The 26,387-nt window shown below is 72.2% G+C and carries 24 protein-coding genes; 18 read left to right on the forward strand and 6 right to left on the reverse strand.

The genetic code is table 11. The annotated features are described in order from the left end of the window. The first annotated feature begins 124 nt into the window (after positions 1–124). The gene (locus AB0H81_RS31025) at positions 125–1,297 is read left to right on the forward strand and encodes a hypothetical protein (protein ID WP_358381637.1); all 1,173 of its coding nucleotides are present in this window, start codon (positions 125–127) and stop codon (positions 1,295–1,297) included. 169 nt (positions 1,298–1,466) lie between these two features. Here the strand turns inward: AB0H81_RS31025 and AB0H81_RS31030 are convergent, their stop codons facing one another. Then, complete coding sequence (locus tag AB0H81_RS31030; RefSeq protein WP_358381639.1) at positions 1,467–2,069, reverse strand: helix-turn-helix domain-containing protein; 603 nt, start codon at positions 2,067–2,069, stop codon at positions 1,467–1,469. Positions 2,070–2,161: 92 nt separating this feature from the next. On the opposite strand from AB0H81_RS31030, the gene AB0H81_RS31035 reads away from it, so the two are divergent. The 3 genes from AB0H81_RS31035 to AB0H81_RS31045 all read left to right on the forward strand — a co-directional run bounded on the left by AB0H81_RS31035 (position 2,162) and on the right by AB0H81_RS31045 (position 4,452). Then, positions 2,162–3,358 carry a cytochrome P450 gene (locus AB0H81_RS31035; RefSeq protein ID WP_358381641.1) on the forward strand — a complete coding sequence of 399 codons (1,197 nt, stop codon included), beginning with the start codon at positions 2,162–2,164 and terminating at the stop codon, positions 3,356–3,358. A 10-nt stretch (positions 3,359–3,368) separates the two neighbouring features. Next, positions 3,369–3,563 (forward strand): (4Fe-4S)-binding protein, encoded by a 195-nt coding sequence (locus AB0H81_RS31040; RefSeq protein ID WP_358381643.1) that lies wholly within the window; start codon positions 3,369–3,371, stop codon positions 3,561–3,563. Between the two features lie 442 nt (positions 3,564–4,005). Next, positions 4,006–4,452, forward strand: a complete 447-nt coding sequence (locus AB0H81_RS31045) for an SAV_6107 family HEPN domain-containing protein (RefSeq protein ID WP_358381645.1) — start codon at positions 4,006–4,008, stop codon at positions 4,450–4,452. An 889-nt stretch (positions 4,453–5,341) separates the two neighbouring features. Here AB0H81_RS31045 and AB0H81_RS31050 read toward each other — a convergent pair. The 5 genes from AB0H81_RS31050 to AB0H81_RS31070 all read right to left on the reverse strand — a co-directional run bounded on the left by AB0H81_RS31050 (position 5,342) and on the right by AB0H81_RS31070 (position 10,648). Further along, positions 5,342–5,836 (reverse strand): transcriptional regulator, encoded by a 495-nt coding sequence (locus AB0H81_RS31050; RefSeq protein ID WP_026214021.1) that lies wholly within the window; start codon positions 5,834–5,836, stop codon positions 5,342–5,344. A gap of 304 nt (positions 5,837–6,140) precedes the next feature. Next, complete coding sequence (locus AB0H81_RS31055; RefSeq protein WP_358381647.1) at positions 6,141–7,007, reverse strand: universal stress protein; 867 nt, start codon at positions 7,005–7,007, stop codon at positions 6,141–6,143. Continuing rightward, positions 7,007–8,428, reverse strand: a complete 1,422-nt coding sequence (locus tag AB0H81_RS31060) for an amino acid permease (RefSeq protein WP_358381649.1) — start codon at positions 8,426–8,428, stop codon at positions 7,007–7,009. Before AB0H81_RS31060 ends, AB0H81_RS31055 begins: the two co-directional genes overlap by 1 nt. 17 nt (positions 8,429–8,445) lie before the next feature. Continuing rightward, complete coding sequence (arcC, locus tag AB0H81_RS31065; RefSeq protein ID WP_358381651.1) at positions 8,446–9,381, reverse strand: carbamate kinase; 936 nt, start codon at positions 9,379–9,381, stop codon at positions 8,446–8,448. Between the two features lie 22 nt (positions 9,382–9,403). Next, complete coding sequence (locus AB0H81_RS31070) at positions 9,404–10,648, reverse strand: arginine deiminase (RefSeq protein WP_358381653.1); 1,245 nt, start codon at positions 10,646–10,648, stop codon at positions 9,404–9,406. A gap of 137 nt (positions 10,649–10,785) precedes the next feature. Between AB0H81_RS31070 and pyrR the strand changes: the two genes are divergently transcribed. The 14 genes from pyrR (at position 10,786) to metK (ending at position 26,256) form a co-directional block, all read left to right on the forward strand. Further along, positions 10,786–11,331 carry a bifunctional pyr operon transcriptional regulator/uracil phosphoribosyltransferase PyrR gene (pyrR, locus tag AB0H81_RS31075; RefSeq protein ID WP_358381655.1) on the forward strand — a complete coding sequence of 182 codons (546 nt, stop codon included), beginning with the start codon at positions 10,786–10,788 and terminating at the stop codon, positions 11,329–11,331. Continuing rightward, positions 11,328–12,248 (forward strand): aspartate carbamoyltransferase catalytic subunit, encoded by a 921-nt coding sequence (locus AB0H81_RS31080; protein ID WP_358381657.1) that lies wholly within the window; start codon positions 11,328–11,330, stop codon positions 12,246–12,248. The genes pyrR and AB0H81_RS31080 overlap by 4 nt, the downstream gene beginning before the upstream one ends. Continuing rightward, on the forward strand, positions 12,245–13,531 hold the full coding sequence (locus AB0H81_RS31085) for a dihydroorotase (protein ID WP_358381659.1): 1,287 nt from the start codon (positions 12,245–12,247) through the stop codon (positions 13,529–13,531). Before AB0H81_RS31080 ends, AB0H81_RS31085 begins: the two co-directional genes overlap by 4 nt. Before the next feature lie 229 nt (positions 13,532–13,760). Continuing rightward, a complete protein-coding gene (carA, locus tag AB0H81_RS31090; protein ID WP_358381661.1) occupies positions 13,761–14,867 on the forward strand; it encodes a glutamine-hydrolyzing carbamoyl-phosphate synthase small subunit in 1,107 nt (368 codons plus the stop codon). Next, positions 14,854–18,144: a carbamoyl-phosphate synthase large subunit gene (carB, locus tag AB0H81_RS31095; RefSeq protein WP_358381663.1), complete on the forward strand. Its 3,291-nt coding sequence runs from the start codon at positions 14,854–14,856 to the stop codon at positions 18,142–18,144. Before carA ends, carB begins: the two co-directional genes overlap by 14 nt. Before the next feature lie 52 nt (positions 18,145–18,196). Continuing rightward, on the forward strand, positions 18,197–19,048 hold the full coding sequence (locus AB0H81_RS31100) for a dihydroorotate dehydrogenase electron transfer subunit (RefSeq protein WP_358381665.1): 852 nt from the start codon (positions 18,197–18,199) through the stop codon (positions 19,046–19,048). 62 nt (positions 19,049–19,110) lie between these two features. Beyond that, a complete protein-coding gene (locus AB0H81_RS31105; RefSeq protein ID WP_358381667.1) occupies positions 19,111–20,088 on the forward strand; it encodes a dihydroorotate dehydrogenase in 978 nt (325 codons plus the stop codon). Beyond that, complete coding sequence (pyrF, locus tag AB0H81_RS31110; RefSeq protein WP_358381669.1) at positions 20,085–20,783, forward strand: orotidine-5'-phosphate decarboxylase; 699 nt, start codon at positions 20,085–20,087, stop codon at positions 20,781–20,783. The genes AB0H81_RS31105 and pyrF overlap by 4 nt, the downstream gene beginning before the upstream one ends. A 1,038-nt stretch (positions 20,784–21,821) precedes the next feature. Beyond that, positions 21,822–22,145: an integration host factor, actinobacterial type gene (mihF, locus tag AB0H81_RS31115; protein WP_020541698.1), complete on the forward strand. Its 324-nt coding sequence runs from the start codon at positions 21,822–21,824 to the stop codon at positions 22,143–22,145. 137 nt (positions 22,146–22,282) lie between these two features. Then, on the forward strand, positions 22,283–22,855 hold the full coding sequence (gmk, locus tag AB0H81_RS31120) for a guanylate kinase (RefSeq protein WP_358381678.1): 573 nt from the start codon (positions 22,283–22,285) through the stop codon (positions 22,853–22,855). A 5-nt stretch (positions 22,856–22,860) separates the two neighbouring features. Continuing rightward, a complete protein-coding gene (rpoZ, locus tag AB0H81_RS31125) occupies positions 22,861–23,130 on the forward strand; it encodes a DNA-directed RNA polymerase subunit omega (RefSeq protein ID WP_175588770.1) in 270 nt (89 codons plus the stop codon). Between the two features lie 8 nt (positions 23,131–23,138). Then, the gene (gene coaBC / locus AB0H81_RS31130; protein ID WP_358381672.1) at positions 23,139–24,476 is read left to right on the forward strand and encodes a bifunctional phosphopantothenoylcysteine decarboxylase/phosphopantothenate--cysteine ligase CoaBC; all 1,338 of its coding nucleotides are present in this window, start codon (positions 23,139–23,141) and stop codon (positions 24,474–24,476) included. Between the two features lie 97 nt (positions 24,477–24,573). Continuing rightward, a complete protein-coding gene (locus tag AB0H81_RS31135) occupies positions 24,574–24,942 on the forward strand; it encodes a hypothetical protein (protein WP_358381674.1) in 369 nt (122 codons plus the stop codon). 126 nt (positions 24,943–25,068) lie between these two features. After that, positions 25,069–26,256: a methionine adenosyltransferase gene (gene metK, locus AB0H81_RS31140; protein ID WP_358381676.1), complete on the forward strand. Its 1,188-nt coding sequence runs from the start codon at positions 25,069–25,071 to the stop codon at positions 26,254–26,256. Positions 26,257–26,387 lie beyond the last annotated feature (131 nt).

Consider the following 26,387-nt stretch of genomic DNA (forward strand, 5'->3'; position numbering starts at 1 on the left):
CTGGAGGAGGTAGCGGCCGGCCGACATGTGGTCGAGCCGCTCGTTGGCGGCGTCCACCACCTGCCTCAGCCGCTCCCCCAGCACGAACGACGACACCGCCGGGCTATTCGCGGCGGCGGGCGGGATGCTCAACCGCGCGCTGGCGTCGGCGGTGTACCCGGGCGGCGCCCGCGACCTGTCCGGGATGCTGGCCGAGCGCCTCACCGGGCTCGACGGGCAGGCGTGGGCGCTGTCGGGCGCCGCGGGCCAGCTCTGGTACCTGATCGTGAGCACCTGGGGCCTCGCGGGCGTCGGCCTGGCGGCGGCGGCCGTCCAGCTCGTACGGCCGGGCGGCCCGTTCGCGCGCCGCGTCCTCGCGGGTACGCTGCTGGCCGTCACGCTGGGGGTGGCGTACGCGTCGTCGGCGGCTTTGCCGGACGAGCACCGGGTGGGCAACTACGCCTACGGCCGGTACCTGGCGTGCGTCGCGGTCGTGTGGACGCTGGTGGGCCTCGCCACCCTGTCCAGAGCGGCCCGCGCCGCCATGATCCGCCGTGCCACCCTCGGAGAGCGTGCCGCCTTCCGGGACCGAGCCGCGGCCGTGGGCCGGGGAGCGGTCCTGGACGACGCGGTGGCCGCGCGCCGCCCGGGCGTTCTCCGTCGTCTCCATCCGGCCGTGCGGGGAGTGGGGGCGTACGCCGGGGCGGCGGCCGGGCTCATGGCGGCGACCGGGGGAGTGGCGGCCTGGTACGCGGGCGACCGGCTCAGGCGGTACGCGTTCATCGCGTTCGACTTCCCCGAGGTGTCGTTCCTCAGCGGCGTACGGGACTCCCTCGACATGGTGCGCGCCACGGCGGCGGCCCTCGTCCTGCTGGCCTGCCTCACCCTGGCGGCCTGCCTGGCCACGTCACGGACCGCCGTCCGGGCCCCGCGCGGCCCCGCGGGCCGTTCGCGGAGGGGGAGTCTGGTGCCGGTCGTCGTCGTGCTGGCCGCCGTCAACGTCGCCTTCACCGCCGACCTCGCCCCCAAGGCCGCCCCTCACGCCGGCCCCGACTGGCTGCCCGCCCCGCCTCCCGGCAGGGTGGCCCTGGACACCAGGGTGAAGTGGAACGTCTGGGTCCCCCTCACGTACCGGGTCTGGTGGACCAGGCTGGAGCGGTACGACGGCGCCCGCCAGGTCCCGCCCGCCGGAGCCTGCACGGCCGTGGTGCCCCCGGACGCGGGCGCACCCCCGCGGGGCTGGACCGCGACGGGCCTGGGCGGTGAGCGCCAGGGCTGGACGAGTTGGTCCGGCCCCGGCTGCGGGCGAGCGGCCTAGGACGAGCGGCGGCGGCGCGTACCGGGCCGGCTCGAACGTCCCCTCCTGGAGCACGTCCACGTACCGCCGGACGAACCCGGGCCGGAAGCCCGGCACGCCGGGCCGCTCCGCCGTCCGCGCCGCGACGGGCACGGAGATCCGGGACACCGCCACGAACGGCGTGCCCGGGTCAGGTCAGCGACCCCAGGCCGCGCACGGTGATCTCGGCCGCCTGCAGGGCCGCCTCGACCGCCTGCTCCATCGAGTCGCCCCGCTCGACGCTGGCCACGATCACCAGCTTGGCCGCCCCCGCGAGCGCGCCCACCGCGGCCGCGGCCTCCACCAGGCTCAGCCGCCCGTGGTACGACTCCTGCAGCGCCCGGGCGATGCGGAGCTGGTTGGAGAACAGCAGCCGCAGGGCGCGCGCCTGCAGGGCCGGGACGGTCGTCATGAGCCGGATCCGGGTCCGCGTCGCCTCGGCACCGGAATCGTCCGCGGCCATGTGGGCCAGGGCGTCGCGCACGATCCGCATCAGCAGGTCGGGCAGCGCCTCGTCGGGGCCGCGGCCCGCCACGAGCGCGAGGGTGCGTTCCAGGCGGCTGTCGATGTCGTGGAGGAGCACGTCCTCCTTGCTCGCGAAGTAGCTGAAGAACGTGCGGGTGGACACGTCCGCCTCCGCCGCGATCTCCGCGAGCGTGGTCTCCTCGTAGCCCTTCTCGGCGAACAGCCGGAGCGCGGCTTCGACCAGCGCCTGGTGCGTGCGCTGCTTCTTGCGCTCCCGGATTCCCGCCATGGCGGAACTGTACTGCACGCATTTTAGTTTTTCATCCATTGAAAGTTTGCATTCGTTGATGTTTTGTGGGAGGTGACCCGGAAGGAGACCAGATGTCAGAGCTGATCATGACCACAGAGCGCGAACGCCCCTTCGACCCGCCGGAGCGGATCGCGGAACTCGGCGGGGAGGCGCCGCTCCACCGGCTGACCTTCGCCGACGGGCACGAGGGCTGGCTGGTCACCGGTTACGCCGCAGCCCGCGCCATCCTCGCCGACCCGCGCTTCAGCAACCGGCCCGAGTACGCGCACCCCACCATCCCCGCCCGTGCCGAGGTCGCCGAGAAGCTGCGCGGCAAGGAGTTCGCGGTGCCGGGGTTCTTCCTGCGCATGGACGCGCCCGAGCACACGCGCTACCGCAAGCTGCTCACCGGCCAGTTCACCGTCCGCCGGATGAAGCAGCTCGAACCCCGCGTCGAGGAGATCACGCTGGCCCGCCTCGACGCCATGGAGGCCGCCGGCAGGCCCGCCGACCTGGTCGAGCAGTTCGCGCTGCCCATCCCGTCGCTGGTGATCTGCGAGCTGCTCGGCGTACCGTACGAGGACAGAGAGCGTTTCCAGCACGACTCGAAGGCGCTGCTCGCGCTGGAGAGCGGCGCCGACGAGGTCATCGACGCCATGAGGAGCATGACCGGCTACCTGTACGACCTCATCCAGCGCAGGCGCGCCGAACCGCGGGACGACCTCATCAGCGGCCTCGTCCAGGGCGGCGACCTGGCCGACGACGAGCTGACCGGCGTCGCGTTCCTGCTGCTCGTCGCGGGGCACGAGACGACCGCGAACATGCTCGGCCTCGGCACGTACGCGCTGCTGCGCAACCCGGACCAGCTCGCCGCCATGCGCGACGACCCGTCCGTCGTCGACAACGGCGTCGAGGAACTGCTGCGCTACCTCACGATCATCCACATCGGCCCGATCCGCGCCGCGCTGGAGGACGTCGAGGTGGAGGGCACCGTGATCCGGAAGGGGCAGTCGGTCGCCTTCAGCCTGCCCGTGGTCAACCGCGACCCCGCCCGCTTCCCGGGCGGCGACTCCCTCGACATCACGCGGCCCGCCGGCGGCCACCTGACGTTCGGCCACGGCATCCACCAGTGCCTCGGGCAGCAGCTCGCCCGGATCGAGATGCGCATCGGCTACCCGGCGCTGCTGCGCCGCTTCCCGGGTCTGCGCCTGGCCGTGCCCCCGGAGGAGGTGCCGATGCGCACGGACATGAGCATCTACGGGGTGCACCGTCTCCCCGTCACATGGTAGGGAGATCACCATGGAGATCAAGGCTGACACGACCGTGTGCATCGGGGCGGGCATGTGCGCGCTCACGGTGCCGCAGGTCTTCGACCAGAGCGACGAGGACGGGACGGTGGTCCTGCTGGAGACGTCGCCGCCGGCGGAACTGGAGGACGCGGTCAGGCGCGCGGTGACGCTGTGCCCGTCGGGCGCCCTGTCGATCGCCGAGTGACGCGACGCACAGCCCGGAGGGAAGACCGAGTACCGCGACACACCGCTCGAAGGGGGACCGAGTGCGGCGGCGCGCCGCGGAAGGAGCCTGAACCGAGGGGGGACGGACGGCTTTCGCCATGCCGATCGAACCTGTGTTCTGAAACGGGTTGACACCGAGCGTGATCGAAATTATGTTCGACGTAGTGACGTGAGGCTCGCGGCTCACGTCGAAGGACCTGGTCGCGGGCCACGCTTCCCCCAAGCGAGACCCGCGATCAGGCTCCACGGGCGAAGGGCGCGTCCTCGTCGTCGGCGGAGACGAGCAGGGCGTGTCCTGGCCGGACGGGGAGAGGGGAAGCTCCACGTCCGGCCGGCCCGGCGGAATTGTCGGTGGCGCCTGCGATTCTGGCTTCACCGGCGGTGACGCCGGCCGCCCGCCACGACCCCAAGGAGGCGTGCACATGGCACCACGGTCTAGAGACCCGCAGGGTCCCCGGCTGTCGCAAGCCGTTCGGGCGCACCTGACGGATTCACGTTCCTGCCTGGCGGAGGCGTCAGTCGCGCGCACCCCGGCATCCCGATATGTCTCGGCCCACCTGGCGGCGCTACGCGCGGCCGCCGCGATCCTGGCTGCCCGGCCCCGGCCGATGGAGGGCCGCAGGCGCCGCCTGCGCAGCGCATGGGAGCTGCTCCCGGAGGTGGAGCCCGAGCTCGCCGAGTGGGCCGCCTACTTCGCGGTGAGCGCCGCCAAGCGCGCCGCCGCCGAGGCCGGCATGGTCCGCGGGGTCTCCGCGGCCGACGCCGACGAGCTGCTGTCCGAGGCCGAGACCTTTGTGACGCGAGTGGAGGAGATGCTGGGGGTCCCTACCCAACCCCAGTTGCCCGTCGAGGTCCCTTTGGCCGGGTGAGCCGCCGCCGCGCCCAGCCACCCCAGGGCCCCGCCCTGTTCTGACGCGGCGCGCCGCTCCCGAGCCGTCTGCGCCGGCCCTGCCGGCCCTTTCCCCGCCGGGTGCTGGTCTTCGCCGGCCTCCCCGGAGGCTTCTCCACGCCCGCCCCCGGCCCCGGCCCCGGCCCCGGAAGAGCCTTCCGCGCCCGTTTCCTCAGCCTCAAGGGCCTTGCCACGCCACTCTCGACCCGGGCGGCCTTCCGCGCCCGTTTCTCAGCCCCAGTGGATTTACCGCGCCCGCTCTCAGCCCGGGGGGCAGTACCACGCCCGCCTTCCTCCTGGGGCCCCACCACGTCCGCTCTCGGCCCGGGTGGCCCTTCCGCGCCTGTTTCTCGGCCACGGGGGCTTGCCACGCCCGCCTTCGCAGCGGACGCCCCACGCCGGCACCCCAAGCCCTGTGCCGGCCCCAAGGCATCCCCCGAGCCCGCCCCTGCGCGGCCCCACCGCTTTCGGGCGGCCACATCCGGCACCTTCGCTGCCCCGAGCGTCTTCGCGCAGTGCCCGGCGCTTCACCGGTGCTACGTGGCCTTCGAAGCTCCGCCGGCGTCCCGCGACCGCGCCGCACGTGGCTTCGCCGACGGCGCATCCCACTGGCGCTTCCTCGGCACCAAGCGCGTGCCCACGACGGTCCTTCAGCGGCGTGCTCGCGATAATCCTTCAGCGCATGCCCACGATGGTCCTTCAGTGGGGCCCCGGGAAACAGGCAGACGCCACCGCAGGGGCTCGCGTACAGGCCCCGGACATGCCTGAGGGGCGCGCAGTGCGGTGCGCGCCCCTCGGGTGAGAACGATTCGCCCCCGGCGAAGGGACCGGGACGGGAGCCGGTGGGGCAGGGCCCCGGTCCGGGCGGGTCAGAACGACTCGACCGCCCTGCGGGCCTCCGCGTCCAGGACGCCCCAGCTGATGAGCTCCTCTGTCAGCTCGCTGGGCGACTTGTCATAGATCACGGCCAGGGAGCGCAGGTCCTCCTGGCGAATCGACAGCACCTTGCCGTTGTAGTCGCCACGCTGGCTCTGGATGGTGGCGGCGTAGCGGGCGAGCGCCCCGGCCTTCTCCTTCGGCAGCGTGGCAAGCCGCTCCAGGTCGATCACAAGCTTCGGCGTCGGCCCGAGCGGGCTGGGCGCGGCGCCGCCCGGCAGGAGCTCGGAAACGGGCACCCCGTAGAAGTCGGCAAGCTCGGCAAGCTTCTGCACCGTGACCGCGCGGTCGCCGCGCTCGTACGAGCCCACGACCACGGCTTTCCACCTGCCACGCGACTTCTCCTCGACCCCGTGCAGGGACAGGCCCTGCTGGGTGCGGATGGCGCGCAGTCGTGCACCCAGCGACTTTGCGTACTCAGACGGCATCGTGTGGCCCCCCGGCTCTCGTAATGTATCGCTATCAGTAGATTGTGCTCCCCCGCGGTGAACGCCGAAGCCACCGGGGGTCTGGTGCCGAACTCGGCACCATCGGTAGCCAAGGCCCTGGGTTTACCCCAAAAACGCCGCGCGGTGTGGTTACGCACAGTGACGGTAAAGGGGAGGACGCCCAAGGTCAAGCTGATTGGAAAAAAGATGCCGAATCCGATCCGGGAGGCTACGCCACATTAGTCCCACTTGTCCCGGCAATAACGGTACTTCGTCACCGTTTGTCGAGTACGACTTTTCCGATTCAGGGCTGCCGAGTGAGGATCATCACAGGACACGTGGCGGCCTTGACGATCTTGACGGAGGTGTCCCCGAGGAAGACGCGCCGCAGCGGCCCGCCCGCGCTGGACGCGCACAGGAGGATCTCCCCGGCCCGCCACGACGTCGTGACGAGCGCCTGGGCCACGTTCCGCCCCTCCAGCACCTCCACCTCCACCTCGAGCCGCCGCCGGTGCCCCCGCGCCGCCACCTTGAGGTCGGCCGCGGTCTGGTCGCGCAGCCGCTCCAGCATCCGCTCCTCGATCTCGACCTTCCGGCCGCTGCTGACGACCAGCGTGACCAGGCGCAGCGGAACCTGCAGCGCGCCCGCCGCCTTGGCGGCCGAGGCGACCGCCGCGTCGGCGCACGGGCCGCGCCGGTAGGCGACCGTGATGCGCTCGAAGACGCCCGGCGGGTCGTCGGCGTAGCCGCGCGGGGCCAGCAGCACCGGCACCGGCGAGGAGTGCAGGAGCTGGTCGGCGGTGCTGCCGATGCCGATGCGGCCCCTGGCGCCGCCCGGCGCCGAGCCGATCACGATGACGTCCGCCCCGCGCCTGCGCGCGAGCTCCACCAGGCCGCGCCCGCTGCCCCTGTGCGTGTGGCTCACGTACTCGGCGTCGTCGCCCGCGATCTGCGTGGCCTGGGAGAGCGTGATCCGGGCCTGCTCCTTGAGGTAGGCGCGCCAGGCGGCCTCCTCCGCGCGTGCCGGGCCGGGCGTGCTCCAGCCCGGCGGCTGGACGGCGGCCACCGTGAGACGCCCACCCGCCTGCTTGGCCAGCAGCGCCGCCAGCACGAGCCCGTCGCGGCCCCTCGGCTCGGGGATGGCTCCGGTCAGGATGTCGTCGAACCGCATCAGACCACCTCCGCGTTCAACCGCGACTTGCGGAAGCCGTACAGGAAGTACCCGGCCAGGCCCACCAGCATCCACAGGCCGAAGGCCAGCCAGGTGACGCCCGCGAGCCCGGCCATCACGAGGGCGCAGAAGATCGCGCCCAGGACCGGGGTGAGCGGGAAGAACGGCGTGCGGAAGCTGCGGGGCAGCTCGGGGCTGCGATAGCGCAGGACGAGGACGCCGATGTTCACGATGAGGAACGCGAACAGCGTGCCGATGCTGGTGGCCTCGGCGAGCTGGCCGAGCGGCACGAAGCCGGCCAGCACCGAGATGAACGCCGCGACGATGAGCGTGTTGGCGACCGGGACCTGGTGGCGCGGGTTGACCTTCTGGAACACGCGGGGGATGAGCCCGTCGCGGGACATGGCGAACAGGATGCGGGTCTGGCCGTAGATGACGGTCAGCACGACGCTGGCGATGGCGATGACCGCGCCGAACGACACGATGAGCCCGGCCCAGGTGGAGCCGGTCGCGAGGTCGGCGATCTGCGCGAGGCTGGCCTCGGTGCTCTCCGGGTCGAACTGCGTCCACGGCATGGCGCCCACCGCCGCGGTCGCGACGAGCACGTACAGGATCGTCACGATGGCCAGCGACAGGATGATGGCCAGCGGCAGGTCGCGTTTGGGGTTCCTGGCCTCCTCGCCGGCGGTGGAGGCGGCGTCGAAACCGATGTAGGAGAAGAACACCTGCGAGGCGGCGGCCGTGATGCCGGCGACGCCGAGCGGGGCGAACGGCGTGAAGTTCTTCGCCTGGAACGCCGTGAACGCCACCGCGCAGAAGAACACCAACACGACGATCTTGATGAGCACGAAGACGGCGTTGGCCGTGGCGCTCTCGGAGGCCCCGTACAGCAGCACCCAGGTGGCCAGCACGACGATGAGGATGGCGGCCAGGTTGATCACGCCGCCGTCCTGGCCGGGGGAGGCGATGATCGCGGTGGGCAGCGTCCACCCGAACAGGCTGTGCAGGAACGAGTTGAGGTACTGGCCCCAGCCGACCGCCACGGCCGCCACCGAGACGGCGTACTCCAGCATGAGGCACCATCCGCACACCCAGGCCACCAGCTCGCCCAGCGTGGCGTACGCGTACGAGTACGACGAGCCGGACACCGGGATGGTCCCGGCCAGCTCGGCGTACGACAGGGCGGAGAACAAGGCGGTGATGGCGGCGAGCACGAACGACAGCACCACCGCGGGCCCGGCCTTGGGCACGGCCTGGCCGAGGATGACGAAGATGCCCGTGCCGAGCGTCGCGCCGACGCTGAAGAGCGTCAGCTGCCACAGGGACATGGTGCGGCGCAGCTCGCCGCCCTCGCCCCGGCCGCCCTCCGCGACGATCTGCGCGGTCGGCTTGGTGCGGAGAAGCCGTTGGGCCAGTGTCACCGGAACCTCCTACGGACCTAGAGCGTGCTCGTCAGCGGCCAGCGGGCGTTGGGCGTGACGATGGTGCCCGCGGAGCCCTCCAGGATCTGCTCCGCCTGGTCGAGCCGGCCGATCGCGGCCATGTCGCCGGTCGTCTCGACGAACCTGCACGCCGCCTCGACCTTCGGCCCCATCGAGCCGGCCGGGAAGTCGAGGGCGCGCAACTCGTGCGGGGTGGTGTGTCCGATCTCGCTCTGCCCGGGGGTGCCGAAGCCGCGCATCACGCGCGGCACGTCGGTGAGGATGAGGAGCGCGTCGCATTCGAGGGCCTCGGCCAGCATCGAGGCGGTCGCGTCCTTGTCGATGACGGCCTCGACGCCGGACAGCCGGCCGTGCTCGTCGCGGATGACGGGCACGCCGCCGCCCCCGGCGCAGATCACGATGACCCGCTCGCCCAGCATCCGGCGGATGAGCCGGGTCTCCACCACCCGCTGCGGCGCGGGGGAGGGGACGACCCGGCGCCAGTAGTCGCCGTCCTGCTTGACGGTCCAGCCGTACTCCTCGGCCAGCTTCCCGGCCTCGTCGCGGTCGTAGACCGGGCCGACGAACTTGCCGGGGTCGTCGAAGGCCGGGTCGACCGCCGAGACGAGCGTCTGCGTGACCATGGCGAGGACCTGCCGGCCGGGCAGCGCGTTCTGCAGGGCCTGGAGCATCCAGTAGCCGATCATGCCCTGGGTCTGCGCGCCGAGCGCGTCGAACGGGTACGGCCTGGTCAGGTGGTGGTCGTTGGCGCTCTCAAGGGCGAGCAGGCCGACCTGCGGGCCGTTCCCGTGCGTGATGACCAGCTCGTGCCGCTCGGCCAGCCCGGCCAGCGTCCGCACGGCGATGGCCACGTTCGCGACCTGCGTGTGGGCGTCCGGCTTCTGCTGCCGCTGCAGCACCGCGTTGCCGCCCAGCGCCACGATGACCCGCATCCCGTCCCTCCCCGTCCCCCGGTCAGATGCCGTCGCGTTCGAGGGGACAGCTCATGCAGCGCGGCCCGCCGCGGCCCCGGCCCAGCTCGCTGCCCCGGATGGTGACGACCTCGATGCCGTTGTCGCGCAGGAAGTTGTTCGTCGTGGTGTTGCGCTCGTAGGCGACGACCACGCCGGGCTCGATGGCCAGCGCGTTGCAGCCGTCGTCCCACTGCTCCCGCTCGGCGGCGTACACGTCCTGGGTGGGCGTGAGCACCTTGATGTCGTCGAGGCCGAGCGCCCGGCCGATGGCCCGGTGCATGTCCTCCGGCGGATGGTCGGTGACCTTCAGCTCCTTCTCGGTGTCGCCCGGCTCGATCGTGTACGACGGCAGCATGCCGAGCCCGGCGTACTTGGTGAACACCCCCGCGTCCACCATGGTCATGACCGTGTCGAGGTGCATGAAGGCCCGGGCCTTCGGCATGTTCAGCGCGACGATCCTGGTCACGGAGCCGGCCTGGAACAGCCGCTGGGCGAACATCTCGACGGCCTGCGGGCGGGTGCGCTCGCTCATGCCGACGAGCACGGCGCCGCGGCCGATGACGAGCACGTCGCCGCCCTCCAGCGTGGCCGGCGCGACCGAGTGGCCGGGCAGCCACACGTGGAAGCCGCCCTTCTGCGGCGTGCCGAAGCCGTCGGCGAACGTCGGGTGGTACTGGTAGACCGCCTCCATGTTCACGGTCTCGCGCATGCGGGCCTTCTTGCGCATCGCGTTGATCGAGACCCCGTCGTACACCCAGCACGAGGTGTCGCGCGTGAACAGGTGGTTGGGCAGCGGCGGCAGGACGAAGCCGTCCTCCGGCAGCGAGTGGTAGGCGACCGACTTGGGGTCGCAGCCCAGCTCCGCGAGCTCTCTCTTGGTGATCCCGCCCGTCAGGTACGTCTGCAGCGTGGCCGAGTCCATCGCGTCGAGCGTGTTGCGCACGTCGTCCACCGCGAGCGGGCCCATGAAGCGCTCGTCCACGATCGCGTCCAGGATGTGCTTGCGCGCCTCGGGGATCTCGACCGTCTCGCGCAGCAGGTCGGCCAATATGTGCACCTCGACGCCGTGACGGCGGAGCGCGTCCTGGAACTCCTCGTGCTCCTCCATCGCCCGCTGCACCCACAGGACGTCGTCGAACAGGAAATCGTCCTTGTTGGTGGGCGTCAGCCGCTTGAGCGCCAGGTCGGGCTTGTGCAGCAGTACCTGGCGGAGCCGGCCCACCTCCGAATCGACATGGAACGTCATTGTCTGTCTCTTCCCCGGGGAGCGCGGTGTCACGCGGACGGGGCCTCCCTGTTGTGGCTGGTGACGCCTGGTAATGTGAGTGCGGCCAACACCCTTTAAGACCCGTCCCGTGAGGCGGGAAAGGTGGTGAATTCCCCATGTCCGAATCCAGGGCCGTCCTCGAGGGCCCGGACATCCATCGGGCGCTGACCCGCATCGCGCACGAGATCCTCGAGCGCACGAAGGGCGCCGGCGAAGTCGTCCTCCTCGGCATCCCGACCCGCGGCGCCACCCTGGCGCGCCGGCTCGGCGACCGCATCGAGCAGTTCGAAGGGGTCAAGATCCCCGTGGGCTCGATCGACATCACGATGTACCGCGACGACCTCCGGCTCAGGCCCGCCCGGCCGCTCGGCCGCACCGAGTTGCCGCCCGACGGCATCGACGGCAAGACCGTCGTGCTGGTCGACGACGTCCTCTACTCCGGCCGCACGGTGCGCGCCGCGCTCGACGCGCTCAACGACCTCGGCCGGCCGACCTCCGTGCAGCTCGCCACGCTGGTCGACCGGGGCCACCGGGAGCTGCCGATCCGCGCCGACTACGTCGGTAAGAACCTGCCGACCGCGAAGAGCGAGAAGGTCAAGGTCTACCTGGAGGAGACCGACGGGCGCGAGGCCGTCCTGCTCATCAAGGAGGGCGCCAAGTGAACCGCCACCTCATCTCCGCCGGCGACCTCACCAAGGACGACGCGCTGCTCATCCTCGACACCGCCGAGGAGCTGGCGAGGGTCTCGGAACGTTCCATCAAGAAGCTGCCCACGCTGCGCGGACGCACCGTGGTCAACCTGTTCTTCGAGGACTCCACCCGCACGCGCATCTCGTTCGAGGCCGCGGCCAAGCGCCTGTCGGCCGACGTGATCAACTTCTCGGCCAAGGGGTCGAGCGTCTCCAAGGGCGAGTCGCTCAAGGACACCGCGCTCACCCTGGAGGCCATGGGCGCCGACGCGGTCGTCATCCGGCACGGCGCCTCCGGCGCGCCGCACCGCCTGGCCACCTGGGTGCGCGGCAGCGTCGTCAACGCCGGCGACGGCACCCACGAGCACCCCACGCAGGCGCTGCTCGACGCGTTCTCGATGCGCCGCCGCCTCGGCGGCCTCGACGGGCGCCGCATCACGATCGTGGGTGACGTGCTGCACAGCCGCGTCGCCCGCTCCAACGTGCTGCTGCTGGCCACCCTCGGCGCCGACGTCACGCTGGTGGCGCCACCCACGCTGCTGCCGGTCTCGGTCGGCAGCTGGCCCTGCGAGGTCTCCTACGACCTTGACGCGGTGCTGCCGAAGTCCGACGCGGTGATGATGCTGCGGGTGCAGAAGGAGCGGATGAACGCCGCGTACTTCCCCAGCGAGCGCGAGTACTCCCGCCGCTACGGCCTCGACCGCGACCGGTTCGCCAAGATGCCCGACGAGGCCATCGTGATGCACCCCGGCCCGATGAACCGGGGCATGGAGATCGCCGCCGAGGTGGCCGACTCCCCGCGCTCGACCATCGTCGAGCAGGTCGCCAACGGGGTGACCATCCGCATGGCCGTCCTGTACCTGCTGCTCGGGGGAGAGACCGTAGCATGATCATCAGTAATGTGCGGGTTCTCGGCGGGGAACCCGTGGACATCCGTGTCGAGGACGGCCTCATCGCCGAGATCGGGCCCGCTCTGAGCGGCGGCGAGGTCGTCGACGGCCGCGGCGCGATCGCCCTGCCGGGCCTCGTCGACCTGCACACCCACCTGCGCGAGCCGGGCCGCGAGGACGCCGAGACCGTCCTGACCGGCACCCAGGCCGCAGCCCGCGGCGGCTACACCGCCGTCCACGCCATGGCCAACACCTCGCCCGTCGCCGACACCGCCGGCGTCGTCGAGCAGGTGTGGCGGCTCGGCCGCGAGCACGGCCACTGCGACGTGCAGCCGGTCGGCGCGGTCACCGTCGGCCTGGAGGGCGGCCGGCTGGCCGAGCTCGGCGCGATGGCCGACTCCGCGGCCCGGGTCCGCGTCTTCTCCGACGACGGCAAGTGCGTCAGCGACGCGGTGCTCATGCGACGCGCCCTGGAGTACGTCAAGGCGTTCGACGGCGTCGTCGCCCAGCACGCCCAGGAGCCGCGGCTGACCGAGGGCGCCCAGATGAACGAGGGCGTCGTCTCCGGCCGGCTCGGCCTGACCGGCTGGCCCGCGGTCGCCGAGGAGGCGATCATCGCCCGTGACTGCCTGCTGGCCGCGCACGTCGGCTCCCGCCTGCACGTGTGCCACCTCTCCACCGCCGGCTCGGTCGAGATCATCCGCTGGGCCAAGTCCAAGGGCTGGAACGTCACGGCCGAGGTCACCCCGCACCACCTGCTCCTCACCGACGACCTCGTCGAGGACTCCCCGGTGGGCGCCTACAACCCGATCTACAAGGTCAACCCGCCGCTGCGCACCCGCGCCGACGTCGAGGCGCTGCGGGCCGCGCTGGCCGACGGCACGATCGACGTCGTCGCCACCGACCACGCCCCCCACCCGGTCGAGGACAAGGAGACCGAGTGGTCGGCCGCGGCCATGGGCATGATCGGCCTGGAGACGGCGCTCAGCGTGGTCCAGGAGGCCATGGTCGACACCGGGCTGCTCGACTGGGCCGGCGTGGCCGAGCGCATGTCGGCCGCCCCGGCGCGCATCGGCCGCCTGCCCGGCCACGGCAACGTCCTGGAAGCGGGCGCGCCGGCCAACATCACCCTCTACGACCCGTCCGTCCGCACCCCGGTCGATCCGTCCGCCTACGCGTCCAAGAGCAGGAACACGCCCTACGAGGGCATGACGCTGCCGGGCCGCGTGGTGGCGACGTTCCTGCGCGGCCGCCCCACCGTCCTCGAAGGGAAGCTCACTTGACATCCACCCTGTCCTGGCCGGACCGGGTTTCCCGGGTCTCCCCGGGCGGTTCGCGGTTCGCGGCCCCGCCCAGCGGCTGGAGGGCTCCCCGCGCCGCAACCCCAGGTCCTGGGGCCGTCAAGCACGCCGGCTCGGTTGTCGCCGGCGCTCCGAACTCTAGTGGACGGAGTCGAGAGAACATGGCCATTCGCACAAGCCCCGCAGACCACGGCTCCCTGGTGAGGTTCCGGTGACCGAAGCGCTACTCGTACTGGAAGACGGCCGCGTCTTCCACGGGACCCCCTACGGCGCCGAGGGCGAGACGTTCGGCGAGATGGTCTTCAACACCGGCATGACCGGCTACCAGGAGACCCTGACCGACCCGTCCTACCACCGGCAGATCGTGGCGATGACGGCCCCGCACATCGGCAACACCGGCGTCAACGACGAGGACCCCGAGTCGGGCCGCGTGTGGGTGGCCGGCTACGTCGTGCGCGAGCCGTCCCGCGTCGTGTCCAGCTGGCGGGCCAACCGCTCGCTCGACGACTACCTCAAGGAGCAGGGCGTCGTCGGCATCGCCATCCCCGGCACCCGCGCGCTCACCCGCCACCTGCGCGAGCGCGGCGCCATGCGCGCCGGCATCTTCAGCGCGCCGGCCGAGCCGGTCGAGGCTCTGGTCGAGCGCGTACGGCAGGCGCCGGTCATGGAGGGCGCCGACCTGGCGGCAGAGGTGGCCACCGCCGAGCCGTACGTCGTGCCCGCCATCGGCGAGAAGCGCTACACGGTCGCGGCCGTCGACCTCGGCATCAAGGGCATGACTCCGCACCGCATGGCCGAGCGCGGCTGCGAGGTGCACGTGCTTCCCGCGACGGCCACCGCCGGGCAGATCCTCGGCCTGCGGCCCGACGGCGTGTTCTTCTCCAACGGCCCCGGCGACCCGGCCACCGCCGACGTCGAGCCGCTGCGGGAGGTGCTGGCGAGCGGCACCCCGTTCTTCGGCATCTGCTTCGGCAACCAGCTCTTCGGCCGCGCCCTCGGCCTTTCCACCTACAAGCTGCGCTACGGCCACCGCGGGGTCAACCAGCCCGTCCAGGACGTGCGCACGGGCAAGGTCGAGATCTCCGCGCACAACCACGGGTTCGCGGTCGAGGCGCCGCTCGACGGGCCGTTCGACACCCCGTTCGGCCGCGCCGAGGTCAGCCACGTCAACCTCAACGACCGCTGCGTGGAGGGCCTGCGCCTGCTCGACGGCCGCGCCTTCAGCGTCCAGTACCACCCGGAGGCCGCCGCCGGCCCCCACGACGCCGCCTATCTGTTCGACGAGTTCTGCGAGGTCATGCACCGTGCCCAAGCGTGAGGACATCAGGTCGGTCCTGGTGATCGGCTCCGGGCCGATCGTCATCGGGCAGGCGTGCGAGTTCGACTACTCCGGCACCCAGGCCTGCCGCGTGCTGCGGGCCGAGGGGTTCCGGGTGATCCTGGTCAACAGCAACCCTGCCACGATCATGACGGACCCGGAGTTCGCCGACGCCACGTACGTCGAGCCGATCACCCCCGAGTACGTCGAGAAGATCATCGCCAAGGAGCGCCCCGACGCGCTGCTGCCGACCCTGGGCGGCCAGACCGCGCTCAACACGGCGGTCGCTCTGCACGAGTCGGGCGTCCTGGAGCGCTACGACGTCGAGCTGATCGGCGCCGACTTCGACGCCATCCAGGCCGGCGAGAACCGCGAGCGGTTCAAGGAGATCGTCGCCAAGGTCGCCCGCGAGCACGGCCTGAACGCCGAGTCGGCCCGTTCGGTCATCTGCCACACCATGGACGAGTGCCTGGCCGCCGCCGGCGAGCTGGGCTACCCGCTGGTGGTGCGGCCGTCGTTCACCATGGGCGGCGTGGGCTCCGGCTTCGCCTACGACGAGGGCGACCTGCGGCGCATCGCCGGCGCCGGCCTCGACGCGTCCCCGACCACCGAGGTGCTCCTGGAGGAGTCCATCCTCGGCTGGAAGGAGTACGAGCTGGAGGTCATGCGCGACAAGGCCGACAACGTCGTCATCGTGTGCTCCATCGAGAACATCGACCCGATGGGCGTCCACACCGGCGACAGCGTCACCGTCGCGCCCGCGCTGACGCTGACCGACCGCGAGTACCAGAACATGCGCGACGTGGCCATCGCGGTCATCCGTGAGGTCGGCGTCGACACCGGCGGCTGCAACATCCAGTTCGCGGTGGACCCGCGCAGCGGCCGCATGATCGTCATCGAGATGAACCCGCGCGTGTCGCGCTCGTCCGCGCTGGCCTCCAAGGCGACCGGCTTCCCCATCGCGAAGATCGCCGCCAAGCTGGCCATCGGCTACACCCTCGACGAGATCCCGAACGACATCACCCGCGAGACCCCGGCCTCCTTCGAGCCGACCCTCGACTACATCGTGGTCAAGGTGCCGCGCTTCGCCTTCGAGAAGTTCCGCGGCGCCGACCGGACCCTGACCACGCACATGAAGTCCGTGGGCGAGGCCATGGCCATCGGCCGCTCCTTCCCCGAGGCGCTGCAGAAGGCGCTGCGGTCGCTGGAGAAGTCCGGCTCGTCGTTCTCCTGGGCGCCCGGCGAGCTGCCCGCCAAGGAGGAGCTGCTGGAGGCCTGCCGCACCCCGCACGACGGGCGGCTGCGCACCATGCAGCAGGCCATCCGGGCCGGCGCCACGGCCGCGGAGCTGTACGAGGCGACCAGCGTCGACCCGTGGTTCATCGACCAGCTCCTGCTGCTCGACGAGGAGGCCGCCGAGCTCGCCGGGGCGCCCGAGCTGACCGCCGGCGTGCTGGAGCGGGCCAAGCGTCACGGCTTCAGCGACGCGCAGATCGGCGAGATCCGCGGCGTCGGCGAGGCCCGGGTGCGCGACCTGCGCCACGCCCTCGGCGTCCGCCCGGTCTACAACACGGTCGACACGTGCGCCGCCGAGTTCGCCGCCAAGACCCCGTACCTCTACTCGACCTACGACGAGGAGAACGAGGTCCCCCCAGGCGAGCGGCCGAAGGTCATCATCCTCGGCTCCGGCCCCAACCGCATCGGGCAGGGCATCGAGTTCGACTACGCGTGCGTGCACGCCTCGTTCGAGCTGTCGCGGGCCGGGTTCGAGACTGTCATGGTCAACTGCAACCCCGAGACCGTCTCCACCGACTACGACACCTCCGACCGGCTCTACTTCGAGCCGCTCACGCTGGAGGACGTCCTGGAGGTGGTCCACGCCGAGCAGCAGACGGGCCCCGTCGCGGGCGTCATCGTGCAGCTCGGCGGTCAGACGCCGCTCGGCCTGGCCCAGGCGCTCAAGGACGCCGGCGTGCCCGTCGTCGGCACCTCGCCGGAGTCGATCCACCTGGCCGAGGAGCGTGGCGCGTTCGGCCAGGTCCTGGCCGAGGCCGGCCTGCCCGCGCCCAAGCACGGCACCGCCACCACCGTCGCCGGTGCGCTGGCCGTGGCGGGCGAGATCGGCTACCCCGTGCTCGTGCGGCCCTCGTACGTGCTGGGCGGCGCCGGCATGGCGATCGTCTACGACGACGAGACGCTGAGCGGCTACATGGCGGCCCAGGAGGGCGGCCACCCGGTGCTGGTCGACAAGTTCCTCGACGAGGCCATCGAGATCGACGTCGACGCGCTGTACGACGGGGAGGAGCTCTACCTCGGCGGCGTCATGGAGCACATCGAGGAGGCCGGCATCCACTCCGGCGACTCGGCGTGCGCCCTGCCGCCCATCACGCTCGGCAGCCACGACATCAAGCGCATCCGCGCCGCCACCGAGGGCATCGCCCGCGGCGTCGGCGTGCGCGGCCTGCTCAACGTCCAGTACGCGATGTCGGCCGGTGTCCTGTACGTCCTGGAGGCCAACCCGCGAGCCAGCCGTACCGTGCCGTTCGTCTCCAAGGCCACCGCGGTGCCGCTGGCCAAGGCGGCGGCCCGGGTGATGCTCGGCGCGTCGGTCGCCGAGCTGCGCGCCGAGGGCATGCTGCCCGCCACCGGCGACGGCGGCACGCTGCCGTTGGAGGCCTCCATCGCGGTCAAGGAGGCGGTGCTGCCGTTCAACCGCTTCCGCGGCGTCGACACCGTGCTCGGGCCCGAGATGCGCTCCACGGGCGAGGTCATGGGCATCGACGAGTTCTTCGGCGTCGCCTACGCCAAGTCCCAGGCCGCCGCCTACGGCGAGCTGCCCACCAAGGGACGCGCGTTCGTGTCCGTGGCGAACCGCGACAAGCGTGCGATGATCTTCCCGGTGCGGGCGCTGGCCGACCTCGGCTTCGAGATCCTCGCCACCGAGGGCACGGCCGAGGTGCTGCGCCGCAACGGCGTCCATGCCAAGATCGTGCGCAAGCACAGCGAGGGGCCCGGGCCCGGAGGTGAACCGACGATCGTGCAGTGCATCCTCGAAGGCGAGGTGGACCTGATCGTCAACACGCCGTTCGGCAGCCCGGGACAGTCCGGCCCGCGTCTCGACGGGTACGACATCCGCACCGCCGCGGTGCTGCGCGGCGTCCCGTGCATCACCACGGTCTCAGGACTCGCGGCGGCCGCCGCGGGCATCCAGGCCATCGTGCGGGGCGATGTGGGCGTACGGTCCCTCCAGGAGCACGCGCAGGCGCTGCGGGGCTAGCACGGGCCTCTGGGCGGCCCACAGGAGGTGAAGGAGACTGGCCGGCACTCCGGTGCAGGTGACGGGCACGGTGCTGACGACGCGCCGGGTCGACGCCTACCACGCGCTGACGGTGGTGGCGCCCGGCATCGCCGAGCGTCACCGGCCCGGCCACTTCGTGTCCGTCGCCGTCGGCGGGCCGCGCACGTCCATGATCACCCGCCGGGCGTTCACCGTCCACGACGTCAAGCCAGACTACGGCGGCACGGTGGAGCTGGTCTTCACCGTGCGCGGCCCCGGCACGGCCTGGCTCGCCGAGCGGCGCGCCCGCGACACGCTCGACCTGGTGGGGCCGCTCGGCCGGCCGTTCCCGCTGCCGCGCGACCCCGTCCACTGCGTGCTCGTCGGCGACGAGTACGGCGCGGCGGTGCTGTTCCCGGTGGCCGACGCCCTCATGGAGCGCGGCTGCCGGGTCGACTTCCTGCTCGGCGGCGCGAGCGCCGACCGGGTCTTCGGCGCCATGCGGGCCCGCCGCATGGCCGCCACCACCACGCTCACCACGGAGGACGGCTCGCTCGGGCTACGCGGCAAGGTCACCGACGCGCTGCCGTCGGTGATCGCCGACACCCGTGCCGACGCCGTCTACGCCTGCGGCCCCATGGACACGCTGCGGGCGGTCACGGCCGTGGCGATGGAGTTCGACATCCCGGTGCAGGTGGCGGTGGAGGAGTCGATGGCCTGCGGGATCGGCGTGTGCATGACGTGCGTGCTGCCGGTCATCGGCGACGACGGGGTGACCCGGATGGTTCGCGCCTGCGCCGACGGGCCGGTCTTCCGAGGCGAACGGGTGCGGTTCGAGGACGTCGGGACGATCCCGTTCGACGCCCTGGGCGCCCCAGGGGGCGGTGCCCGCCATGCCGGCTGACGCCCGGCACTCACGTGCCAAGGCCACGCCCGCGGGGCCCTCGCGTGCGCGGGTGAGCTGACATGCCCGTCGACATGCGCACGTTCCTCGCGCACGTGGAGCTCGCCAACCCCGTCACCACCGCCGCCGGCTGCGCCGCCTCGGGCCGCGAGCTGGCCCAGTTCTTCGACCTGCACCGGCTCGGGGCGCTGACCACCCGGTCCGTCACCATGGCGCCGCGGGCGGGCCGGCCCACCCCGCGCATGGCCGAGACCGCCTCCGGCATGCTCAACTCCGTCGGCCTCCAGGGGCCCGGCATCGACGCCTTCCTCGAACGCGAGCTGCCCTGGCTGGCCCAGCGCGGCATCAGGACCATCGTCTCCATCGGCGGCGGCACCGTCGCGGAGTACTCAGAGCTGGCCCGCCGGCTCGCCGACGCGCCCGGCGTCACCGCGCTCGAGGTCAACCTGTCGTGCCCCAACATCGAGGACCGCGGCCGGGTCTTCGCCCGCGAGGGGGCCGCCGCGGCCGAGGTGATCGCCTCCGTGCGCTCCATCATGCGCTACGACGTCCCGGTGATGGCCAAGCTCGCCCCGGACGTGGCCGACATCGTGGCCGTCGCCCGCGCCTGCGTGGACGCCGGGGCCGACGCCCTGTCCATGATCAACAATCCGCTCGGCATGGCCATCGACACCGTGGCGCTGCGGCCGTCGCTGGCCGCCGTGACCGGCGGGCTGTCGGGGCCGGCCATCCTGCCGCTCGCCGTACGGTGCGTGTGGCAGGTGCACGCCGCGCTGCCCGGAGTGCCGCTCATCGGCGTCGGCGGCGTCATGACCGGCGACGACGCCTTCCAGCTCATCCTGGCGGGCGCCTGCGCGGTCGGGGTGGGCACGGCGCTGTTCCACGACCCGTACGCGTGCCTGCGCATCGAGCGCGAGCTGGAGGACCTGCTCCAGGCGCGCGGCTTCCAGCGGCTGGCCGACGCCGTCGGCCTGGCCCACCGTCCGCCGGGGAGCGCCCCCCGGCACCTGCTCGTCGACTCTGAGGAGAGCTCCCCGTGACGCCCGCACCCATCGCCGTCGCCCTCGACGCCCCTGACCTGGAGACCGCCGCCCGCTGGGCCGGGCTGGTGACCCCGCACGTCAGTACCGTCAAGGTCGGCCTGGAGCTGTACCTGCGCTACGGGCCCGACGTCATCGCCTCCGTGCGCGGAGCCAGCGGCGTCCGCGTCTTCCTCGACCTGAAGCTGCACGACATCCCCAACACGGTCGCCGGGGCCGCCAGGGCCGTCTCCCGGCTGCGCCCGGCCATCCTGACCGTCCACGCCACGGGCGGCCCCAAGATGATCCGGGCGGCCGTCGAGGCCGCCCCGCACACCAAGATCGCCTCCGTGACGGTCCTCACCTCGCTCGGCGAGGCCGACCTGGCCGCCATCGGCCTGGCGGGTCCGGCGGACGACGCGGTGCGGCGGCTGGCGGCCATGTCGGTGGAGGCGGGCGCCACGGCGCTCGTGTGCAGCCCGAACGAGGTCGCCGCGGTCCGGGCCGAGGTGGGGCCGGACATCACCCTCATCACGCCGGGGGTGCGGCCCGCGGGGGCCGACGCGCAGGACCAGGCCCGGGTCGCCACGCCGGAGCAGGCGCTGGCGGACGGCGCCGACCTGCTGGTGATCGGCCGGCCCATCACGGCCGCCCCGGACCCGGGGGCCGCGGCCGCCTCGATCGCCGCCGCGCTGCGCCGCACCACGCCTTCCTGACCCCCGGCCGCGCGTCTCCCGGCCCCGGGGCCTTGCCCTGGCCGCCGGGCCCCGCCCTGCCGACCTTCCAGGCCCGCCTTGCCGGTCTTCTGAGCCCGCCTTGCCGGTTCTTCTGGACCCCGCTGCCGGTCTTCTGAGGGCTGTCTGCCGGCCTTCTGAGCCCGCTCTGCCGGTCTCCTTGGCCCGCTCTGGCGGCGGCCCCCGGCCGCAGGGCCCAGAAAGCCCCGCCCTTCCGGCCCCGAGCCTCGCCCTGCCTTGTCGCCCGCCCCGCTGAGGGGCGGGCGCCCTGGTGGGCTCGTGGCGGCTTCAGGGGGCCGTTCGGGGGCCCGTCCGGCCGCCCGAAGTCCCGGGGCTCGCCCTGTGGCTGCTCCGAGGCCGCTGGCGGCGTCCCCCCGCCATGCCCGGTCGCCCGGGGTGGCGACTCGCCGCGCGATGCGGTCCGGATGGCGTACCGGTGTGTGCCGGGATCGCGTACCCGGAGGGGAGTCGTTCCCGGGGCGTTCGCGGACCTGTGAGCGCCTCTCGGAGCGAGTCCCGCACCCACCCCGCGTGGACGGCGAGCCGCTCCCGCAGAGCCGGTGGCCGCCGCCCCGCCGGCGGCAGACCGCACCGCGAGGCACGGCCTGCCGGACGCCGCCCGTGCGCGCTGCCGAAGATCACGCCCGAAGGCGTGACGAGGCCGCGCGGAGCCGGCGTCCCCGGGCCGGGGAGCGTCCCCACGAACAAGATCAAATCTTGCCACAAGCCTCGCCGCAACGCGACTCCGCCGGGTTTGGGACGCCGTCCGACGTGGGGTTTCGGACACCTAGATCGCCAAAAATGCGATCATCGTCCCTTTTCGCGCCGGACCTTCCCGGCGTCCGAAGAAGCGGGAAGTGCAAGCGATTTCATCAGCACACCGTAGTGTCATGGCCACACATAGTGACGAAGTTGACTTTGTCGGGAGAGAAACTGGACTTGGCGTTGCTTAGGGGCTGATGACCAGCTAGTTTCCAGTGCCGTCCGAGTACGTCGACAAGAAATTCGAGGTGACCCGGCGTGGCTCTTCCTCCCCTGACCCCTGAGCAGCGCGCCGCAGCCCTGGAGAAGGCTGCCAAGGCCCGTAAAGAGCGTGCCGAGGTCAAGAACCGGCTCAAGCACGGCGCGGTTTCTCTGGCTGAGGTGCTCAAGGATGGGCAGACCGACGACGTCATCGGCAAGATGAAGGTGTCGGCTCTGTTGGAATCGCTCCCCGGCGTGGGCAAGGTCCGCGCCAAGCAGCTCATGGAGCGGCTCGCCATCGCCGAGTCCCGCCGCGTGCGGGGTCTCGGCGCGAACCAGAGGGCTTCCCTCGAGCGCGAGTTCGGTGGCAACGAGAGCTAGTCTCTGTTCCACACGAAAGCGCAGGTTCGACGGGGGGTAGGAAGGTGACCGAGAGGTCCTGGTCCGGCGATGCAAGGGCCCGAGAGGCGGTCCGGGCCGGGGCGAAGGTCGACTTCCTCCCCTCCGATGAAAGGCGCCTGACGGTTCTCTCGGGACCGTCGGGCGTCGGCAAGTCCACGGTCGTCGCCGAGATCCGGCGGGCACACCCCGAGGTGTGGCTGTCGGTCTCGGTGACCACCCGCAGGCCCCGGCCCGGCGAGGTGCACGGGCTGCACTACTTCTTCGTCGACGGCGCCGAGTTCGACCGGCTCGTCGAGGCGGGCGAGCTGCTGGAGTGGGCGGAGTTCGCCGGCAACCGCTACGGCACGCCGCGCGAGGCCGTCATGGAGAAGCTCTCCGCGGGCGTCCCCACCCTGCTGGAGATCGACCTGGAGGGCGCCAGGCAGGTCCGCAGGAGCATGCCCGAGGCGCTGCTCGTCTTCCTCGCCCCGCCCAGCTGGGAGGAGCTCGAGAAGCGGCTGCGCGGCCGCGGCACCGAGCCCGAGGACGTCATCGCCCGCCGCCTGGAGGCCGGGCGGATCGAGATGGCGGCCGAGAAGGAATTCGACCTCACCCTGGTGAACACGGATGTCGAAGACGTGTGCTATCGGCTGATAGCCTTGATGACCGACCCTCTGGGGGTCACGACAACCACCAACCGAGAGGTCTGACCATCGTGGCAAGCACGGCCCCGGTCGCCGAGGGCATCACCAACCCTCCGATCGACGCGCTGCTCGACATCGTCGACAGCAAGTACTCCCTGGTCATCATGGGCGCGAAGCGCGCTCGCCAGATCAACGCCTACTACTCCCAGCTCGGCGAGGGCCTGCTCGAGTACGTCGGCCCGCTGGTCGAGACGCACGCCCAGGAGAAGCCGCTGTCCATCGCCCTGCGCGAGGTCTCCGAGGGCCTGCTCAACGCCGAGCCCATCGAAGGCGCGGTCTGACCCCTTCGATGAAGGTCGTCCTGGGCGTCAGCGGCGGCATCGCGGCCTACAAGGCGTGTGAGCTCCTGCGGCTCTTCACCGAGTCGGGGCACGAGGTGCGGGTCGTGCCGACCCGCGAGGCGCTGCGGTTCGTGGGCGAGCCCACCTGGGCCGCCCTGTCCGGCCGTCCCGTGTCGTCCGAGGTGTGGGACGACGTGCACGAGGTGCCCCACGTCCGCATCGGTCAGGGCGCCGACCTCGTCGTGGTCGCGCCCGCGACCGCCGACGTGCTCGCCAGGGCCGCCCACGGGCTGGCCGGCGACCTGCTCACCAACACCCTGCTGACCGCCCGGTGTCCCGTGGTGTTCGCGCCCGCGATGCACACCGAGATGTGGCAGCACCCCGCCACCCGCGCCAACGTCGCGACGCTGCGCGAGCGGGGCTCCATCGTGATCGACCCGGCCGTGGGCCGGCTCACCGGCGCCGACACCGGGCCCGGCCGGCTGCCCGACCCGGCCGAGATCTTCCAGGTGTGCCTGCGCGTGCTGCGCGGCCGCCCCAGCGATTTGGCGGGACGCAAGGTGGTGATCTCCGCCGGCGGCACCCGCGAGCCCGTCGACCCGGTCCGCTACATCGGCAACCGCTCCTCCGGCCTGCAGGGCTACGCCCTGGCCCGCACGGCCGTGGCCCGGGGCGCCGAGGTGACCGTGGTCGCCGCCAACGTCACCCTGCCCGACCCGGCCGGGGCCACGGTCGTCCGCGTCGAGTCCACGGCCGAGCTGCGCGACGCCGTGCTCGCCGCGGCACCTGCCGCCGACGTGGTGGTCATGGCGGCGGCCGTCGCCGACTTCCGCCCCGCCGTCCGGCACGACTCCAAGATCAAGAAGACGGACGGAGAGCCGGAGGCCATCACCCTGGTCAAGAACCCCGACGTCCTGGCCGAACTGGGCGAGCTGCGCCGCGCCGCCACCGGGGCCGTTCCCGCGGCCGTCGCCGGGGCCGCGCCCGGGCCCGGGGGTCTCCCGCCGTACGTCGCTACGGCCGGACGGAGCCCCGGGGCGGAGGAGCGGAGCTCTGAGGCGGAGGAGCGGAGCCCGGGGGCGGGAGTGCGCGGCCCGTACCCCGAGGTGATCGTCGGCTTCGCGGCCGAGACCGACGACGTGCTCGCCAACGGACAGGCCAAGCTCGCCCGCAAGGGCTGCGACCTGCTCGTCGTCAACCAGGTCGGCCCGGGCCTCGCCTTCGGCACCCCCGACAACGCCGCTGTCGTGCTCGTCGCCGGGGGAGAGCCCGTCGAGGTGCCGCGCGGCCCCAAGGAGGACGTCGCCGACGCCGTCTGGGACCTGGTCGCCGCCCGCCTCGCCTGAGCGCCGCTGGAGCCCCGCTTCCGGACCGGTGGATTACCGGATGAGCTGTTGCCCCACCCCTTCTGGCTGCGGATACTTGGCACGAGGGGGGACCCGAATGCCGGTGAGTTCCGCTGTCAGGGATCGCTGCAGGACACTGCTCGGCCAGCAGGAGCAGATCCTCTACGTCTTCCCCGCGCTGTCCATCGGCCCGCCCGGAGCCGCCAACTTCCTCATCGTCGTCACGGACAAGGCCATCTCGGTGCTCGCCACCCGCATGCTCAGGACCGACCGCCCCGTCTCCGTCCACGCCGCCTTCCCGCGCCACACCCGGCTCGGTCCGATCACGCCGGCGCCACGCCCCGTGATCGAGCTCGGGTCCATGGCGTTCGAGGTCGACGAGGAGTACGCGGCGGTCGTGGCCGCGGCCGACGCCGAGGTCTTCGCCCCCGAGACCCTTCCCCCCGATCCCCTGCCCGATCTGTGAAGTCCCTGTTCGCGTGGCGGTTTCGCACCCGGCGCGCGGGTAGGGCTAGACTTTCGCGAGGCCCTGGCCCGTACAGCAGCCGGAGCCGCACATCCGTCAGCAGCCGCTGCATGAGGAGCCACTGAGTTGTCACGCCGCCTGTTCACCTCGGAGTCGGTCACCGAGGGCCACCCGGACAAGATCGCTGACCAGATCAGTGACGCGATTCTCGACACCATGCTCAAGGACGACCCCAAGAGCCGGGTCGCCGTCGAGACGTTGATCACCACCGGCCAGGTCCACGTCGCGGGCGAGGTGACGACCGAGACCTACGTCGACATCCCCGGCGTCATCCGCGAGAAGATCCTGGAGATCGGTTACGACGCCTCCCACAAGGGCTTCGACGGCGCCTCGTGCGGCGTTTCGGTGTCCATCGGCGCGCAGTCGCCCGACATCGCCCAGGGCGTCGACGACGCCTACGAGCACCGCATCGGCGGCGACGCCGACGAGCTCGACCGGCAGGGCGCGGGTGACCAGGGTCTCATGTTCGGCTACGCCTGCCGCGAGACCCCCGAGCTGATGCCGCTGCCGATCACGCTGGCCCACCGGCTCGCCAAGCGCCTGGCCGACGTCCGCAAGTCCGGCGTCGTGCCCTACCTGCGGCCCGACGGCAAGACCCAGGTCACCATCGAGTACGACGGCGACCAGCCGGTCCGCCTCGACACCGTGGTGGTCTCCACGCAGCACGCGGCCGAGATCGACCTCAAGGAGATGCTGACGCCCGACATCAAGGAGCACGTGGTCGACCCCGTGCTCGCGGGCCTCGACATCGACATCGAGGGCTACCGCCTGCTGGTCAACCCGACCGGCCGCTTCGAGATCGGCGGCCCGATGGGCGACGCCGGCCTCACCGGCCGCAAGATCATCATCGACACCTACGGCGGCATGGCCCGCCACGGTGGCGGCGCCTTCTCCGGCAAGGACCCGTCCAAGGTCGACCGCTCCGCCGCCTACGCGATGCGCTGGGTCGCCAAGAACGTCGTGGCCGCCGGCCTGGCCGACCGCTGCGAGGTCCAGGTCGCCTACGCCATCGGCAAGGCCCAGCCGGTCGGCCTGTTCGTCGAGTGCTTCGGCACCGAGAAGCTGCCGGTGGAGAAGATCCAGGAGGTCGTCCTCCAGGTCTTCGACCTGCGCCCGGCCGCGATCATCCGCGACCTCGACCTGCTGCGCCCGATCTACTCCGAGACGGCCGCCTACGGCCATTTCGGCCGCGAGGGCTTCTCCTGGGAGTCCACCGACCGCGCCGAGGCCCTGCGCACCGCCGCAGGTCTCTGACCCTCCGCTCTTCGGCGGCGGATGCCGCGTTCCCGCTTCGGCGGGAACGCCGCCCCCCCCCGGGCGGGGGGGTGCCGGACGCCCGGCGGGTGTCGCGGGCGGCGGAGGCGCCCGGGGGGCGCCGCCCTGGG

The organism is Nonomuraea sp. NPDC050691 (assembly GCF_040654455.1).
In the GTDB taxonomy this organism is placed as follows: Bacteria; Actinomycetota; Actinomycetes; order Streptosporangiales; family Streptosporangiaceae; genus Nonomuraea.